The 16,268-nt window shown below is 62.1% G+C and carries 10 protein-coding genes and 1 pseudogene; 3 read left to right on the forward strand and 8 right to left on the reverse strand.

The window, feature by feature from the left end; translation table 11 throughout:
- Positions 1 to 237: 237 nt before the first annotated feature.
- A pseudogene (locus Pan216_RS05135) lies at positions 238 to 477 on the reverse strand (MMPL family transporter); the annotation flags it as partial.
- A 22-nt stretch (positions 478 to 499) separates the two neighbouring features.
- Between Pan216_RS05135 and Pan216_RS28065 the strand changes: the two are divergent.
- The 3 genes from Pan216_RS28065 (at position 500) to Pan216_RS05145 (ending at position 4,569) form a co-directional block, all read left to right on the forward strand.
- Positions 500 to 661, forward strand: a complete 162-nt coding sequence (locus tag Pan216_RS28065; protein ID WP_419193276.1) for a hypothetical protein — start codon at positions 500 to 502, stop codon at positions 659 to 661.
- Between the two features lie 142 nt (positions 662 to 803).
- Entirely contained in the window at positions 804 to 3,143 is a 2,340-nt protein-coding gene (locus Pan216_RS05140) for a PSD1 and planctomycete cytochrome C domain-containing protein (RefSeq protein ID WP_145255757.1), read from the forward strand.
- A 67-nt stretch (positions 3,144 to 3,210) separates the two neighbouring features.
- Positions 3,211 to 4,569, forward strand: a complete 1,359-nt coding sequence (locus Pan216_RS05145) for a DUF1501 domain-containing protein (protein ID WP_145255760.1) — start codon at positions 3,211 to 3,213, stop codon at positions 4,567 to 4,569.
- A gap of 31 nt (positions 4,570 to 4,600) precedes the next feature.
- Here Pan216_RS05145 and Pan216_RS05150 read toward each other — a convergent pair whose 3' ends face one another.
- From Pan216_RS05150 to Pan216_RS05180, 7 genes are all read right to left on the reverse strand, one after another.
- A complete protein-coding gene (locus tag Pan216_RS05150; RefSeq protein WP_145255763.1) occupies positions 4,601 to 5,893 on the reverse strand; it encodes a DUF1501 domain-containing protein in 1,293 nt (430 codons plus the stop codon).
- 132 nt (positions 5,894 to 6,025) lie between these two features.
- Entirely contained in the window at positions 6,026 to 8,890 is a 2,865-nt protein-coding gene (locus Pan216_RS05155; RefSeq protein WP_145255767.1) for a DUF1549 domain-containing protein, read from the reverse strand.
- A 156-nt stretch (positions 8,891 to 9,046) separates the two neighbouring features.
- Positions 9,047 to 10,060, reverse strand: coding sequence for a WD40 repeat domain-containing protein (locus Pan216_RS05160; protein ID WP_419193277.1), 1,014 nt, complete (start codon positions 10,058 to 10,060; stop codon positions 9,047 to 9,049).
- Positions 10,061 to 10,277: 217 nt separating this feature from the next.
- Positions 10,278 to 10,724 carry a hypothetical protein gene (locus Pan216_RS05165; protein WP_145255773.1) on the reverse strand — a complete coding sequence of 149 codons (447 nt, stop codon included), beginning with the start codon at positions 10,722 to 10,724 and terminating at the stop codon, positions 10,278 to 10,280.
- Between the two features lie 193 nt (positions 10,725 to 10,917).
- Positions 10,918 to 11,916, reverse strand: a complete 999-nt coding sequence (locus Pan216_RS05170) for a DUF1559 domain-containing protein (protein ID WP_145255775.1) — start codon at positions 11,914 to 11,916, stop codon at positions 10,918 to 10,920.
- A 120-nt stretch (positions 11,917 to 12,036) separates the two neighbouring features.
- Positions 12,037 to 13,485, reverse strand: a complete 1,449-nt coding sequence (locus Pan216_RS05175) for a DUF1501 domain-containing protein (RefSeq protein WP_145255778.1) — start codon at positions 13,483 to 13,485, stop codon at positions 12,037 to 12,039.
- Between the two features lie 26 nt (positions 13,486 to 13,511).
- Entirely contained in the window at positions 13,512 to 16,187 is a 2,676-nt protein-coding gene (locus Pan216_RS05180; protein ID WP_419193278.1) for a DUF1553 domain-containing protein, read from the reverse strand.
- Positions 16,188 to 16,268 lie beyond the last annotated feature (81 nt).

Consider the following 16,268-nt stretch of genomic DNA (forward strand, 5'->3'; position numbering starts at 1 on the left):
GGACCGGGGGCCGGTCGTAAGACAAACGCTCTGCGATCACCATTCCCGCCGTCGTTGGACGGGGCGACCTCTTCAGCCGCGAAGCGGCGCCAGCACGTAGCCTGGTACGTCAGTGCCAGGTAGACGTCCTCCCATGATTCCGAGCCCTGAAAGGGCGACAGCTTGCCAAGGGTCTCTTGTGGCTGCGCCACCCAGATTGGCGAGCAATCTGGGCCACCCTGACACGATGCGATCGTCTTACGCTCGGCCGACGAGAACGCGGAGGAGGACCGGAAGGAAGAAGAGATTGCCCAAGAGGCCTCCGAGAATCGCGATGCTCACCAGAGCGCCAAACTGAGCGGTTGGAACGAAGGACGAGAAGGAGAGAATGCTGAAGCCGATCATCAGGGCGAGGTTGGCGAAGACCATCGCCTTGCCGGTGCTCTGATGCGTCAGCGCGAGGGCTTCGTCAAAGCTCGCTCCCGCTTCGCGCTCCTGACGGAACCGGCCGAGTTAGTGGATGCTGAAGTCGACGACGAGCCCCATCGAGATTGTGGACTCCGTCACCGCGATCTTCGCCGTCGAGGTTCTGGAGGGCATCCGGTTTCCCGATCTCATCAATAGTGACGCCGATATCATCAGCAGCACCTTCGCCATGCAGGAGAGATCGAGACTTTGGTAGGGATGAGCAGCGTTCTGGGTGCTGCCTGATCACTAATTCGTCCGATCGCTCGATTTTGTGATGTCACGTGGTTGCACCGGACTGAGACATCGGCTAACCTCCAAGACGCCTGCCAATTCCGCCCGCCAACGAGGAACCCGCCGTGAGTCGAGTCGCCCTCCTAGGTTCTTGCTCGCTGATCATCGCGACCGCTCTGTGCCCGGCGTCCGCCTATGGCAAGAAGCCCTTTCGAAAGGACATCGAGTTCTTCGAGAAGAAAATTCGACCAGTGTTGGTCAAGCACTGTTACGAGTGCCATGCGGCCGATGCCGAGGAGTTGGGGGGTAGGCTGCGACTCGACACACGCCAAGGCATGCGCGATGGTGGCGAGTCGGGACCCGCGGTCGTCGATGGCAATCCCGACACCAGCCTCATCGTTCAGGCACTCCGCTACGACGGCATCGAGATGCCTCCCGACGAACCGCTTTCCGAGTCGGTCATCAATGACTTTGTGAGTTGGATTCGCCGTGGAGCTCCCGATCCTCGGTTCGCGAAGCCAGCGAAAGTCGAAAGACCAAAGGCGCCGTCGACGGATCTTTGGTCGCTTCAACCCGTTGAGAACCCCGAAGTACCCGAGGTGAGAGATCGTCGCTGGCCGTCGGATCCCCTCGATCAGTTCGTGCTCGCCCGCATCGAATCAAAAAGGTTGCGACCGACTCACGACGCCGAACCTCGAATCCTCGCTCGGCGCCTGCACGTCGACTTGACGGGGCTTCCGCCCTCCATAAGGGAGGTCGATGAGTTCGAACGAGACTACCGCCAGAGGGGAGGGCTCGCCGTCGAGGATCTCGTCGACGCGTTGCTGGCGAGACCGCAGTTTGGCGAACGTTGGGGGCGTCACTGGCTCGACGTCGCTCGCTACGGAGAGTCGAACGGCAACGACGGCCTCGGGCGGAACCCGACCTTCCCCCACGCCTGGCGCTATCGCGACTACGTCATCGACGCTCTGAATGATGATCGACCCTATGACCAGTTCCTGGCCGAGCAGATCGCCGGTGATTTGTTGCCCAGTGACTCGCCCACCCAGCGCGATCGCTATCTCGTCGCCACCGGGTTTCTCGCCATCGGCTCCAAGCCGGCCAAGGCGATGAACAACAACTTCGCCATGGATGTCGTCGCCGATCAGATCGACGTCATCGGCCAAGGAGTCATGGGATTGAGTGTCGCTTGTGCTCGCTGTCACGATCACAAGTTCGATCCGATCTCGACGCAGGATTACTACGCGCTCGCCGGGAACTTCACGAGTAGCGAGACGATGTGGGGCGTGGCGGCGAATGAGAAACTCACCGCTCCTCCGACCGATCTACACGTGCTCGAGGCCGCTCCCAAGGTCCTCCCCCCGAAGGACTTTGTCGAGACGGTGGTCGTGTTGGACTCGAACACGGGCAAACCGAAAGCGGTTCCCAAGTCGAAATGGCCGGCGGGAACCCCACTGGCGATGGGGCTTCGCGATCGGGACATGCCGGCCGATTGCAAGATCAACATCAAGGGGGACGCGAAGAAGCTGGGCAACGCCGTTCCGCGAGGCTTCCTGACCGCCTGCGAGGTCGAGTCCTCCGTGGCCGCGCCGATCGGCGTCGATCCCAAACAGAGTGGACGGCTTCAGTTGGCTCAATGGCTGACGAGCGCGTCGCATCCCTTGACCGCGCGAGTGATGGTCAACCGGGTTTGGATGCACCTCTTTGGGGAGGGCCTGGTGCGCACGCCGAACGACTTCGGTGTCTACGGCGAGCAGCCGACTCATCCCCAGTTGCTCGATCACCTCGCGAGTCGTTTCGTCGACAACGGGTGGTCGCTCAAGCGATTGATTCGGACGATCGTGCTCAGCCGGACCTACCAGCTCTCCAGCCGCGCCTCGGCGGAGTTGGTCGAGGCGGACGCCGAGAACCTCCTTTGGGCCAGGCATTCCCTACGTCGACTCGACGCGGAGTCGCTGCGCGACAGCATGCTCGCCGCCAGTGGGCAGCTCGATCCGACGCCGGCCGACGGTTCGATCATTCGGCATCGGGACATCCTGGTCAATCGGGCGGGCAACCTGCATTTGCCGAGTCGGCACCGCAGCGTTTATCTCTGCTACCTACGTGACTCGGCCCCACCGGAACTCGCTCCCTTCGATCTGCCCAGCTTCGTGACGACGGTCGCCCAGCGTGATGTCAGCACCGTGCCGGGGCAATCGCTCCATCTCTACAACAGCCCCTTCGTCATCGAGCAGGCGCGCCACCTCGCCCAACTGGCGACCTCCCATGCCAAGAGCGATGATGCCCGTGTCCGGATGCTCTTTCGGCGAACACTTTGCCGCGATCCGGCTCCAGCGGAGCTTCGTGGAGCGATCGCGATGGTGAACGCGGCCGCGGGGGAGTTTGGAGACAAGGGAACCGAGAAGGCTTGGGAAGCGTTGGCGCAAGCGATGCTGACCACGAACGAATTTCGCTACGTCGACTGAGCTGACACCAGCAACGACCGAATGTCAGTGACCTCCAGAAGGCAATGAACGTCCACGAGAGGATGGGATGATGAACTATTCACGACGCGCCATGCTTCGGTCGACATCCTGTGGCTTCGGGTACCTGGCGCTCCAGGCTCTCCGGGGGCAAGCGGCGCTCGCGGAGGGGTCGGGGAAAGTCGCGCCGGGGACGGGAACGCCTCAAACGCGAGCAAGGGCCAAGCGTGTCATCTTTCTTTGCATGAGTGGTGGTCCGGCTCATCTCGACACCTTCGACTACAAGCCCCAAACCCTAAAGAAGAAGCATCCGGGATCGGTCTACAAGTTCCAACAGCGCGGCGAGAGCGGCCTCTGGATCTCCGAACTCTTTCCGGAACTCTCTCGGCATGCCGATCAGCTTTGCATGCTCAACGGCATGCATGCCGACACCGGGATTCACGCTCAGTCCTTTTTGCAACTGCACACCGGCGAGCGACTACGGGAACGTCCGAGCCTCGGTTCGTGGATCAACTACGGACTGGGCTCGGAAAACGAGAACCTCCCTGGGTTCATCAGTCTAAACACTTCCAAGAGCACGATCTACTCGAGCGCCTTTCTCCCCTCGATCCACAACGGCACGCCGATCGGGGTCAACGGCGAGGACATGTCAAACGCGACGATCCGCAATGTCTCCAGCGAGCATCTCTCGCTTCGGGCCAAACGGCGGCAACTCGATTTCGTGCAGATGATGAACCGCGGCCATCTGGCCCAGCGCGCCACCGAGGACCGACTCGAGAGTGTCATCGAGTCGATGGAGCTTGGCTATCGGATGCAGACCGCCGCCCCCGAACTGCTCGACATCAGCACCGAGTCGGAGGCGACGCTCGAACGCTACCGGGTCGGCCAGTTCAAGAAGCAGATTGGCACCTGTAAGCCAACAGACTTTGGTCGCCAGTGCCTCTTGGCTCGACGATTCGCCGAGGCGGGTGTGCGTTTCATCGAACTCAACCACGGTAGCTGGGATCAGCACAAGAATCACCGCCGGGACTTGGAGGCGAATTGCCGAGCGACCGACGCACCGATCGCCGCGCTGCTCGACGATCTGAAGGACCGCGATTTGCTAAAGGACACGCTGGTTGTCTGGGGAGGCGAGTTTGGACGGCCAGGGCTCACGCCGGAGAACGGCAAGAACGAGACGGGGCACAACGCTCGCGGTTTCACCTTCTGGCTTGCCGGCGGCGGCGTCAAGGGAGGTCACGTCCACGGCAAGACTAACGAGACCGGTGCCCGCGCCGTCGAGGGGAAGATTCACTTCCGCGATCTGCACGCGACGATTCTCGACCTCCTGGGACTTCCGCCCAACGACCTGACTTACTACTACGCCGGCCGTCAGCACCGCTTGACGGGGCCCGAAGGAGGCAAGGTCGCCACGGAAATCTTCGCCTGACCCGACGCGCTTTCGCGAATTCAGGGATGACTCAACTCAGGACTTCCTTGATGGGGCTCTTGGCGGGATCGGCAAGCGGAAAATCGCGACCGCCGATCGTGAACGACGAATGCGAGTCGAGACCGACCGCTTGAAGATAGGTGTGGAAGAGTTCGCCGTGATCGACTTCCCGATCGACCACTTCCATCCCCGTCTCGTTCGTCTTCCCGACGACCGTCCCCGGCGCGATGCCCGCGCCGCCTAGGCAGATCGACCAGGACTTTCCCCAGTGATCGCGACCGTAGCGGACGTTGATCTTCGGCGTTCGTCCGAACTCCGACATCACCACCACCAGCGTCGACTCGAGCAGACCACGTTCGTGGAGATCCTGCACGAGGCAAGAGAAGGGCGTGTCGAACTCTCCCAATTGTTCGAGATGGAAGCTGAAGTTCTCGTTGTGCGTGTCGTAGTTGCGATGGGTGACTTCGACGAACGGGACGTCGTTCTCGAGCAATCGACGCGCGAGTAGACAGTGTTGCCCGAAGTCATGCTTGCCGTAACGCTCGTGATCACGCTGTGGTTCGTGGGATAGATCGAACACATCCCGCTTGGCCATCAGCCGCAGCGCCTGATCGTAGCTTTCGGCGTAGATCCCCGTCTCCGCTTTGCCCGAATCGGTGGCGAATGGGCCGGAGTGGCGGTTGCGGGCGAATCGTTCGTCGGCGCGACGACGAAACTCGCGTCTCGCCAGGTCGGCGGCCTCGGTCAACGTGGCGGGGCGGCTCGAATTGACCGGCGGCTTCCCGTTGACGCCGATGCTGCCATAGCGTGGGCCGAGGTAGGCGGCGTCACTGCCTCGCCCGCCACTCGGGACGCGGATGAAGCCTGGCAGTGGGCTTTGGGGGCGTTCCAGGCCGCGAGCGGTCACGGCGCCGAGGTGAGGGAAGTCGAGTCCCGGCATGCGGTCGCGGCCGTGCCTCATCTGATAGTAGCCCTTGCTGTGATCGTTGTTGTGTGTGTTGAGACCCCGAATCAGGGCGAGCTTGTCCATGTGCTGGGCGGTCTTCGGAAGAAGTTCTGAAATGTGGATGCCGGGCACCTTGGTCGGAATCGCTCGGAAGGGGCCGCCGGTCTTGGTCATCGGCTTGGGATCCCATGTTTCCAACTGGCTGACGCCGCCATGCAAGAAGACGACCAGAACGCGTCGGTTTTGCTCCTTCAGGCCACCAAGCACCCGGTTGGCCCCGAGCAGTCCCAAGCCGGCCGTTCCCGCGCCCAGTAGTCCAAGGAAGTGTCGTCTGGCGATCTCGTGCGCGGCCGATCCGCAGTTCGCTTGTCTCTTCATGAGCACCTATCTCCCGACAACAGGTCGTGGTCCATGGCCAACCCGCTCCGTACGAGCGGCCTCGGCAACCGAACGCCTCTCGCTCGCCGTCTAGCCGACTGAGGCATCCGAAGCGTTGAACTTGCCGGCGTATCAATGCCGAAAGCGAAACTCCGAAGAAGTCAGCAGGCCCCAACACAACTCTTGGATGGCCGCGCTTCGTTCTTTCTCCGGACGGCTTTCGAGATAGCGGCCAACGTCCTCGGCCTCGCCCTTGGTCGCGGGACGCGAGAGGACACTCAAGTAGAGTTCCGTCGCCACGTCCTCGCTCCTCTTTTGATTGAGTAACCTCGCCGTCAAGTTGTCGCCGGTGGGAGCGAGCCAGCTTTGCAGCACGGTGCCGTTGGAGAGAAAGAGCGACTGTTCGGCGGTCGCGAAGAACTGCGACTGAAGCTGGCCCGGCTCGGCTCCATAGAGGCGAACGAACGTCGAAATCGCGGAGTCCACCGCGTCGGAAGCCGCCTTCTCAAGTTTTCGGTCTCGCTCGTCGCGTTGGCCCGCTGACGGCTTCTCCGGTGCCGGAGACTCGTTGTCGAGCTTGGTGATCGCGGCCTTGCGTAGCACGTCGTACTGACCGGTCGCGACCAGAATGCTGGTGGCGAACTGCTCGGGAGTCAAGGGCGTCGAGTCGCAGGCATTGAATCGCCGAACCGACTGGTCTATCACCGCGTTCCAATGAGTCTCCGCGGTCGACTGTTGGGAAGCCAGACTCGTTCGCTTCCGGGCGAGCGCGTCTATCTCCTTGGTGACCGAGGCTTCCATCGTGGCGAGCTGTTGCCGTGCTTGCTTCCAGGCGGCTTCACGCTTCTGCAGTGTCGCCGACGCAGCACGCAAGAGCCTCTCGTGGGCGGCAAGCGCTTTGGTCCGCCGATCGACGTTCGCGGTGAGCTTGGCGAGCCCAGTCTGAAGTAGAGGGACCGCGTCGGCGAGGTGCTCGAGGTCGCCGTTCTTCTCGCGCACGTGAGCCACTTGATCGATGGCCGCGGCAAGGTCGTGGTGATGCTTCTTCGCCGCCCGATGCTCCGCCGAGAGTCGATCGTGTTGCTTCCGCAGCTTCTCCACCTCGGCTTGGCTTTCGTGACGTTTCGCCTCAAGCGGGTTCAGCGACGTTCGTACGGCGGTCATCGCGGCCTCTTGCTTGACGATCCGCGCTTCGCTCGCGGCGATCGCGCGTTGGCTTGCGACGATCTCACCGCGAGCTTGCTCGAAGTCGACAACCGCTTGAAGAAGACGCACTTCGCGTTGAGCGTTGGTGGACTTGGTCCACCATTCGGCGGCTTTCTCGCGTGCCTCGAGCAACTTGGCTCGCTCTGCGCGAATGGCCGCTTCGAGAGGCTTGCGCGCCGCGATGGCTTTGTCGGCCTCTTGCGTGTGAGCACGAAGGGTCGATTCCGCGGTCTCCGCCGCGGCTTGCTCCTTGTCCCGAGCCTTCTTAATCTCCTCCAGGCGCTTGCCGAAGTCCGCGGCTTTCTTCTGGAGGGTGGAGAGGGCTGCCGAAAGCTCCGGATCCTTGATCGCTTCGGAAGCGGCCTTGGTCGTGGTCACGGCATCCTGGATGAGCTTGACCTTCGTCTCTTGTCCGTCGAACTCCTTCTTGCGTGAGGCCACTTTGGCATTGGCCGCGTCGCGCTTCTTGAGCGAGTCGGCCGCTTGATTGAGCTTCTCGAGCTCCGACTTGCGAAGTGGCTCCGCGGCGGCGAGGGCTTCGTCGAGCTTGTCGACCAGCGCCGCGAGGCCAGCGTCCGCTTGCTCGGCCTTTTCCGATAGTTCCTTCGCCCGTCGCTTCGCCGCTTCGAGTTCGTTGGCGATCAACGACGGATTTGGCTGCGCCGTCGGGATCTGAAACGATCGTTGATAGACGCGGGACTTGGCGAGCTCGCCCAGAAACCCCTTGATGTCATAGCCCGAGTTCGCGAACTCAGCACCGATCAACTCGAGTAGCTTGGGATAACATGCGGGGTTCCGGGAATGATGCAGGTCGACCGGATCGACGAGCCCACGTCCGAAGAGCATCGCCCAGAGGCGATTGGCGGCGGTGCGATTGAACTCCGTGGAGGGGCCGGCGGTGAGGGACTCCGCCAACTGACTGAGTCGACTGACCTGTGGGATCGGGCGAACGTTCTTCGCGGGCTCGACCCGGTAGCGGTCTTGCGGTCGTCGCGAGGTCTCGGCGCTCTCGGAGCCTCCCGGGAAGCGTGGACCCGACCGTCCCGTGCGATCGGTGAAGACGGAGCGAAAGTCCGATTCGCCCGTTGCCCGTTCCGCGATCACGGCCGGTTTTTTTCGGTTCGGTCGAAACAGGCTCGCCCGGACGAAATAGGCGTGGAGACCGTAATAGTCGGATTGGTGATAGTCATCGACAAGCGGATGGTTGTGGCACTGGGCACACTGGAGGTCGACACCGAAGAAGATGCGTCCGACGTCGCGCGTGAGCGCATGAGGTTCGACGTCCCGCTCCAAGTAGAACGCGGCCGCGGCGCGCGTTTTCTCGTCGGTGCCATCGGCGGCGAGGATCGTTCGCACGATGTCGAGGTAGCTCCGATCGTCACGCAGTGACTCGAGGAGGAAAGAGCGAAAGTCCTTCGACTTCACGTGTTTTCCACCTCGTCGCTCCATCAGCAACAAGTCGAGCTGCACCGCGAGATGCCGGTCGCACTCGGGACTGTCGAGCAAACGATCGACCAGTCGCTCCCGCTTGTCGGCGGCGGGATCGCTCAGAAACTCCTTCGTTTCCTCGAGCGTGGGGATTCGGCCGAGAAGATCGAGGTAGACGCGGCGGGCGAACGTCGGGTCGTCACATCGTTCCGCGACCGGGCCGATCCGTCTCGATTCGACAAGTCGATCGATGCGTTCGCGCAGGGAGTGAGTTTTGTCGGCGCGCGACGATGACGAAACTAGCGTGGTGCTTGTCGCACAACACGTCACGATCATCCAGAGAAAGCGGCTTCGACCATTCATGGTGGGCCTTCCTAGAGCGAATGAGGGATTCGCGAGCGGGAGGGCGGGGTAACCGGCAGGCTGAACACAAGGCTATGCGGACGGCGAAGACCCGTCAATTGATTTCTCGATGCATCTTGCGGCGCCGAGGGTTCTTTTCTGACGCGGAAGACGCAATCAGTTGGCTTTGGCTTCCATTAGGCAGAGACGGAGCTTGCTGTCGGAACAGGCGACCGCGAGGCGCTTACCATCTGGGTGCAGATCGAGATCTCGGGCATTCTGGGGAAGTTTGACCTGATGCGTCGAGTCGGTTTGACCCGGCTTCCAGAAGACCAGCGAGCCGCCGCTACCACCGTGGGCCGCGATGATCGGACCATCGGGATGCAGGACGGTTCGCCAAGCGACTCCCTGCAGCTTTGGTTTCGTCAGGTACTCGTTGAGTTGCTTGCCATCATCCCAGTTGAACTCGACGACTGAGGGATTCCCAACCCCGGCGAAGGCATTGGTGACCTTGGTGATCCCGCTCCCAAAGAGTTTCGAGCCACTCGCATCGAAGAGGAGATCCCGAAAACCGCCGATCTGTGCTCGGAAGGTCTTGTCGTACTTGCTCAACGATTCCGCAGTCCAAGAACGCTTCGGGCGAAGCGCCTTGAGATCCCATTCGATCAGTTGGCCCTTCAGGTCGCCGGTCACCAGCGATGTTCCACCGGGGTGGAAGGCGACGTTGTAGATGTGGCTTTCGTGGCCAATCGACTTGTCCTCGACGACGGTGGTTCCCTCGAACTCGTGGATCGGGGCGCCATCGGCCACCTTCCAGAGCCTGATCGCGCGGTCGTTGCCCACCGAGGCCAGCCGGGCGCCGTCGGGAGAAATCGCAATCGCACGAATCCATCCTTCGTGCGCATCGATGGTCCGGATCGGTTTCGGGGATGCGGCGGGGTCGGGCCACCACATCAGTCGGCCGTCGTAGCCGCCGGTGATGAGGGGACCGTCCTTTCCCGCGAAGGCGAGGGCGCGGACCCACGCCTCGGTGTTGAGCGACACTTTGCGGTCCGCGTTCGCGTTCCAACGATGGACGTGGAAGTCTTCCGCCCCGAAAACGACTTCCTCCCCCGATGGAGAGAACCGGCAACTGATCAGCGGGCTATCGTGGGCATGTTCGGCTTCGACATGCGTCTTCTGGATGTCCATGGTCACCTCCATTTCTCGTGACATCACCCTATCTGGCCACATCGAGGGACGTTCCGCAAGCAATTCGTCGCGACGGGGAGGAGGTTGGTGGCATCTGGACGACTAGGCGAGACTCGCGGTGGCCGGTCGGAGAGTTCCGGCGCGGCGGAGTGTGTCGACGACAAATGGGCGGGCCTTGGACGATGATGCTTGCCAGCCGTCGTCACGCGAGCGTCGGCTATTCTCTTTTCGAACGCGCGAGTGTCGAGTCAATGTCGATGTCGAACGTCGATTCGCCTTGAGGGACCTGAACCTCGAGTCCACTCGTTCCGACATCCTGGTACTTCCTGGGAATGGGCACCTCAAGTGGCGTCGAGGTCGCATCCGGAGCCGTGTCGGAGAAGGGATCGGGGCCGGGAGGAGGAACGAGGGCCACCATGAAGTGACCCGGTTGACAGCGGACGCGATAGGTGCCGTCAGGTTGGAGCTCGGCGGCCGAGGTGCGGCGACCATCTTCGGACATCATCAGCACCGACCCCGCGGGAACCGGCTCGCCATCGATGGTGACCCGCCCCGAGACTTGGCAGACGCGACCGTCCCCTTCGCATCCGGTGAGGTTGAAGGAAACAGCCAGGAGGAGAGCATACGCTCGATGCGGACCGAAACGAGAGTTGATTGCACCCATGACGAACGGTCACTCCAGAATGAAACGTTGTGGATTTGGTGTTCGTTGAATGGAAACACGTGATGTGGTTGTCGCGATCGACTCGAATGCTCCACCCACCGAGCGGACTCGAGCGCGAGATGTCTCCTCGACCTCGAGCCCGTCGCGGCGGGCTAGCGGGTGACCATCAGCACGACGGCCTGCCCGATGGCGGCTATTCGGTGATTTGATTGTCGTCCCGTATCGCGCGGTTGCGCAGGACCTGCATCTCCATCGAGTCGGAGAGGAACTCGACACTGCCGTCCGCGTTGAGGGCGTTGACGCCTCCCGTGTGCTCGGAGTGAAGGGTATTGTTGGTGCCGTCCCGATGATTGCCGCCGGAGCCGGTCAGTTCGGTGTTCATGCCGATGGGATAGCGGATCGTCGTGATGTTGCGGCTATAGGCATTGGAGTTCCAGCGGTAGGAACCCGTACTCGTGTTCGGAATGGGGACCGTCGGACCGCAGCCCGCCCATACGCCCCACTCGGAGCTTCCACGGATATCGGTCTTGGTGCCGCCCGCGGTGTATCCCCAAGCGGAGTTCTCGCCGACCAGGATCGTCTTGGACGAGCCGTCGGTCACGTCACTCAGACGGATTCCCTTGAAGGGGACAAACGTTCCGTTGGCGCATGAGTAACCCTGGCTGCCGGAGACGCAGCGACCTTGCCCGGTCGGGTCGGTCGAACTGGTCGCCGAGGTCGTGGCCCCCGCGATACCGACGTAGGAAGCGGAGGTGAAGACATAGCCGGTATCGCTGACTCGTGACGCCAATCGATCGACGGTGGAGGAGGGGCACCAAAGAAAGGAGGGGGAGTAGCCGTCCATGAGGACGCCGTTGGGGCCATCGGGCAGTCCCGATCCGGGGGCCCACGACGCGCTGCCCACGTTGTTCCAGTCGAGTCTCTCGGCGATTCCTTGTTGTTCCACCTCGGTAAGAAGCGCGAGCGCCCAGGAGTGCTTGAACTGTCCAATGGTCCCGATCGGGAGCATGCCGTTGGTCGCGTGGTAGTTGTGGACCGCCACGCCGATCTGCTTGAGGTTGTTGGTGCACTGCATCCGCCGGGCCGCCTCCCGAGCTTGTTGCACGGCGGGCAACAAGAGGCCGATCAAGACGCCGATGATCGCGATGACGACCAGCAGCTCGACGAGCGTAAAACCGCGATTGCGATTCATGGGTACTTCCTTCAACAAGGACAAAGACATGCTCAGCGATGTGATCCCGACTTCGACAATGAACAATCGCACCAAGGTGAATGGATGGAACACGAGGTCCCGGAAACAGACCTCCAGGGACTAGGAGATGATCTCCTCGATCGGCTTTCCGTGGTCGATCTCCAGACGCTTGCGACTCGGCAGTTCGAGCTTGCGCGAGTCGAGCCCAAGTTGATGGAGGATCGTCGCGTGAATGTCGGTCACGTAGTGCCGATTCTCGACGGCGTGGAATCCGATCTCGTCGGTGGCGCCATGAACGACGCCGCGTTTGAGTCCGCCCCCGGCCATCCACACCGTGAAGCCGTAGATGTGGTGATCCCGTCCATCGGCCCCTTGGGAACCGGGGGTTCGACCGAACTCGGTGGCGAAGACGACCAAGGTCTCCTCGAGGAGTCCGCGCCGCTCGAGATCCTCGAGCAAGCCGGCGATCGGCTTGTCCACCGCGAGGGCGTTGGCGGTGTGGTTTTTCTTGAGTCCCGAATGGGCGTCCCACTTGCCGGCCCCGCCGCCGCCATGTTGAATCTGGACGAAGCGAACGCCCTTCTCAATGAATCGCCGAGTGGCCAGCAACTGCATCCCGAACTCGCGGGTCTCCTCGCGCTCGAGTCCGTAGAGCGACTTGGTTTCCTCGGATTCGTTGGTGAAGTTAATGACCTCGGGGACCGAGGTCTGCATGCGGAAGGCGAGTTCGTAGGACGAGATCCGCGCCTCGAGACTGGCGTCCTCGGGATAGTCCTGTGCTCGGAGTCCGTTCAGATCATCGAGCAGCCCCTTGCCGATCCGTTGCTCCTCCATGGAGAAGGATCCCTGGGGCTTGCTGTAGTCGAGGGGATTGTCGGGGTTGACCCGGAGCGGCACCGCGTCGTGGGCGGGGCCAAGATAGCGCCCGTCGCGATTGTTCCAGTACTCCCGTTTGCCCATCGAGATGAACTGCGGCAGGTTGTCGTTGAGCGAGCCGAGTCCGTAGTGGACCCAGGCGCCAAGGGTCGGAAAGTAGCCGTCGTTGAGGTGTCGCCCGGAGTGAAACTGCGTCTGGGCGAAGTGATTGCTGTCGGTCGTCCACATCGAACGGACGATGGCGAGCTTGTCGATGTGGTGGGCGATGTTGGGAAACCAGTCGCTCACCTCGATCCCGCTTTGACCGTGTCGCTTGAAGCCGACTTGTAGCGGGTAGAGCTTATTACGCTGGAGGCCGTTGCCGTCGGCGGCGACCAGACGCTCGATCGCGAGTTTTTCGGGATCCTGGGTATGGGCGAAAGGGCTCTCCGCGATCGTCTTGCCACCGTACTTGGTCAGCATCGGCTTGGGGTCGAAGCTTTCCATGTGACTGACGCCGCCATTCATGAAGAGCCAGATGACGCTCTTGGCCTTCGCGGGGAAGTGCGGTTCCCCAGTGGGGGGCGACCACATGCCGGTGCTCGCGTAGCCGTCGCGGTGCAGCATCGCTCCGAGCGCGAGTCCGGCGAATCCCATCCCCGCGTTCTCCAGAAACGCGCGGCGGCTTGCGCTACTCGGGTTACGCCTATCCATGGTGGCAGTACCTCTCTTACGCTCGATCATCGAAGGGTCACGAAGTCGTTGTGATTGATCAGGGCCCAGACGAAGTTGGCGCGGGTCCGCTCCTCCGACCCCTCGTCGAGTCCCCGCCATGCCCGCATCGCTCGGCGGCTCGCGGCGATCTCGTCGCCGTCCGGCTCGATTCCGAGGAGCAGCGTGAACGCTCGGCGAATGAACGTTTCCTCATCCTCGGTTTCCGCCGAGATCCGTGAGGCGATCTTCGCGACCGAGTCCAGCACCAACCGGCTGTTGCTCAGGGCGAGGGCCTGTTGGGGGACGATGCTCGCCTCACGCCGGTAGCACTCCGCCGGAGCCGCGTCGTCGAACGTCGTCAGGAAGAGCGAACGTTCGTTGTTCGAGTGGAAAAAGTACAGGGAGCGTCGTCTCGACGCACTCTGTTGCTTGGGCGGGACCGAAGGCCCGCCGATGGTGGAGTCGAGCGTGCCGGCAAGAGAGAGAACCGAGTCGCGGACGACTTGGGATTCGATGCGGATCGGCGAACGGTGCCAGTACGACCTGTTGTCGGGATCCTTGGAGAGATTGCTCCCGCGTCCAACGACCGAGGAGCCCATGCGGTAGGTCGCCGACGTGACGATCAGCCGGTGCAGGTGTTTCATGCTCCAGCCGCTTTCGACGAACTCGGCGGCCAGCCAGTCGAGCAAATCCGGATGCGTCGGCTCGGCTCCCTTGCGCCCGAAGTCGAAGACGTCCGCCACGAGTGGCGTATCGAGATGTCGCGTCCACAGATGATTCACCGCGACTCGCGCGGTCAGGGGATTGCGCGCATCGGCAATCCACTTGGCCAGCGCGCTGCGGCGACCGGTGCTCTCGGGCAGAAATGCGATGCTCGCATCGTCGCGGCCAGTATGGTTGAAGCGTGTCGCCGACCAACGCGCCCCGGCGATCGGCGTGTAGCGATCCTTCGGAGAGACCTCCTTGGAGGCCGCTTCCTCGGCTTTCTTCAGTGCCGTTTTCGCCTTGACGACCTCCTTCTCGACCGTCGTCTTGGCCTTCTCGTTCGCCTTTGCCAGGTTGTACTCGGCGGTGGCGACCGCTTCGCGCGCTTTCTCGAGAACGACGTGTCGTTCGGCCTTCACGGCCAAGAGTCGTTTCTTCTCAACGACATCCGCTCCGGCAATCTCCCACTCGGCCTTCATCGCGGCCAGGGTCTTTCGTAGCGAGTGCAGCTTCGCTTCGGCGACGTCTCGTTGGCGCTGCCGCCGAACGAGATCGGCCCGGAGCACCTTCGTTCTCGGAGTGTCCCGTTCGCTGGCGTCGACGTTGTCGAGCTTGGCTTGCAATGCCTGCTGGGTGTTCGTGGCCCAGCGGAGCTTTCGCTGCGCATCGGCGAGATACGTTTCCTCGATCCAGGGCCGACGTTGGGGTTGCCAAGCTTCCAGGGGAAGCGACACCGGTTCGATCTCGAGTTCGTCGAACGAGAGGAACTCGGGAATTCCGGGTTGGATGTCGATGGTGGTGTCGGGCTTGCTCTCCTCGCCGCGAACGAAGAGGTAGGTTTGTTTGTCGGGCCATCCATCGAAGACGCGAGGGATACCATCGCGGTTGGTGTCGACTTCTCCCGCGACGAGATCCATCCGAACCTGGTACGGTTCGAAGAACGCCCGCATGCGATAAAAGTCGGCTTGCTCGAGCGGGTCGTACTTGTGGTCGTGGCACTTCACGCAGTTCATCGTCAGTCCGAGAAACCCCTTGCTGACGTGCTCGACGACTTCCTCCATCCACTGATTGCGATTGAACAAGTTGAAGTTTCGCGCCAGAAATCCGGTGGCGCGGAGTTTGTCCAGATCGTCGGGATAGAGTTCGTCCGCCGCGAGCATCTGTCGAATCATCTCGTCGTAGGGAGTGTCGTCGTTCAATGATTCGACGATCCAGTCGCGCCAATGCCACATGTGCTTCTGGCTGTTTCGCAACTGCTGCCTTAGTCCCCACCAATCGCTGAATCGCCAGATGTCCATCCAGTGTCGAGCCCACCGTTCGCCATGGCGGGGATCGTCGAGCAGGCGATCGACGGTTCGCTCGTACCAGTCGGCGGAGGTGTCCGCTTGCGCGGCGGAGATCTCTTCCCAGGTCGGAGGAACCCCGAGCAGATCGAGGTAGAGCCGCCGCAAGAGAACGAGCCGGTTCGCTTCGGCTTGAGGCTCAAGAACCTTCTGGCGATGTTGGCGAGCGATGAAGTGATCGATTTCGTTTCTTGGCCAAGTGGAGTCGCGGGCCACCGGAACCTTTGGGCGAACCACCGGCTGAAAGGACCAGTGATCCTTGGGATCGGCCTCGGGTTTCTCGTTGGCCGGGGCGGGGGAACCGGCGTCGATCCAGCGCCGAAGCAGCGCGATCTGCTTTGCGTCCAACGCCTCTCCCTCATGCGCGGGTGGCATCCGATAGTCGCCGTCCTCGGCGGTGATGCGTTCGAGCAAGTAGCTTTCCGGGGCGTTGCCGGGAACGATCGAGGGACCAGAGTCGCCGCCCTCCTTCAGGAGGGCCACGGTGTCGACGCGCAGACCTCCCTCTCTCTTAAGCGACCCGTGACAGGCGAAACAGCGTTCGCGCAGCAGTGGTTTGATTTGGGTGAGGTAATCGACGCCCGACCCCGCGGAGTCCGCTTGCGATGCCGAGGTGCCGGCGAGGAGCAACATTGTGAGGACGCGAGCGATCATCGGGAGCGTGATCTCCAAGAGACCGTGGTAAAGGGGACCGCGCCTTGCCAGAATTGGCCATTGGCGACAAAGTCAAAATGT

This window comes from Kolteria novifilia, assembly GCA_007748055.1.
Taxonomy (GTDB): Bacteria; Planctomycetota; Planctomycetia; order Kolteriales; family Kolteriaceae; genus Kolteria; species Kolteria novifilia.

What these genes read in the sequence shown, in the direction of transcription:
- Pan216_RS28065 (WP_419193276.1), top strand. Translation starts at nt 500, where the DNA reads ATGCTGAAGTCGACGACGAGCCCCATCGAGATTGTGGACTCCGTCACC.
- Pan216_RS05145 (WP_145255760.1), top strand. Translation starts at nt 3,211, where the DNA reads ATGATGAACTATTCACGACGCGCCATGCTTCGGTCGACATCCTGTGGC.
- Pan216_RS05150 (WP_145255763.1), bottom strand. Translation starts at nt 5,893, where the DNA reads ATGAAGAGACAAGCGAACTGCGGATCGGCCGCGCACGAGATCGCCAGA.
- Pan216_RS05155 (WP_145255767.1), bottom strand. Translation starts at nt 8,890, where the DNA reads ATGAATGGTCGAAGCCGCTTTCTCTGGATGATCGTGACGTGTTGTGCG.
- Pan216_RS05160 (WP_419193277.1), bottom strand. Translation starts at nt 10,060, where the DNA reads ATGGACATCCAGAAGACGCATGTCGAAGCCGAACATGCCCACGATAGC.
- Pan216_RS05165 (WP_145255773.1), bottom strand. Translation starts at nt 10,724, where the DNA reads ATGGGTGCAATCAACTCTCGTTTCGGTCCGCATCGAGCGTATGCTCTC.
- Pan216_RS05170 (WP_145255775.1), bottom strand. Translation starts at nt 11,916, where the DNA reads ATGAATCGCAATCGCGGTTTTACGCTCGTCGAGCTGCTGGTCGTCATC.
- Pan216_RS05175 (WP_145255778.1), bottom strand. Translation starts at nt 13,485, where the DNA reads ATGGATAGGCGTAACCCGAGTAGCGCAAGCCGCCGCGCGTTTCTGGAG.
- Pan216_RS05180 (WP_419193278.1), bottom strand. Translation starts at nt 16,187, where the DNA reads ATGATCGCTCGCGTCCTCACAATGTTGCTCCTCGCCGGCACCTCGGCA.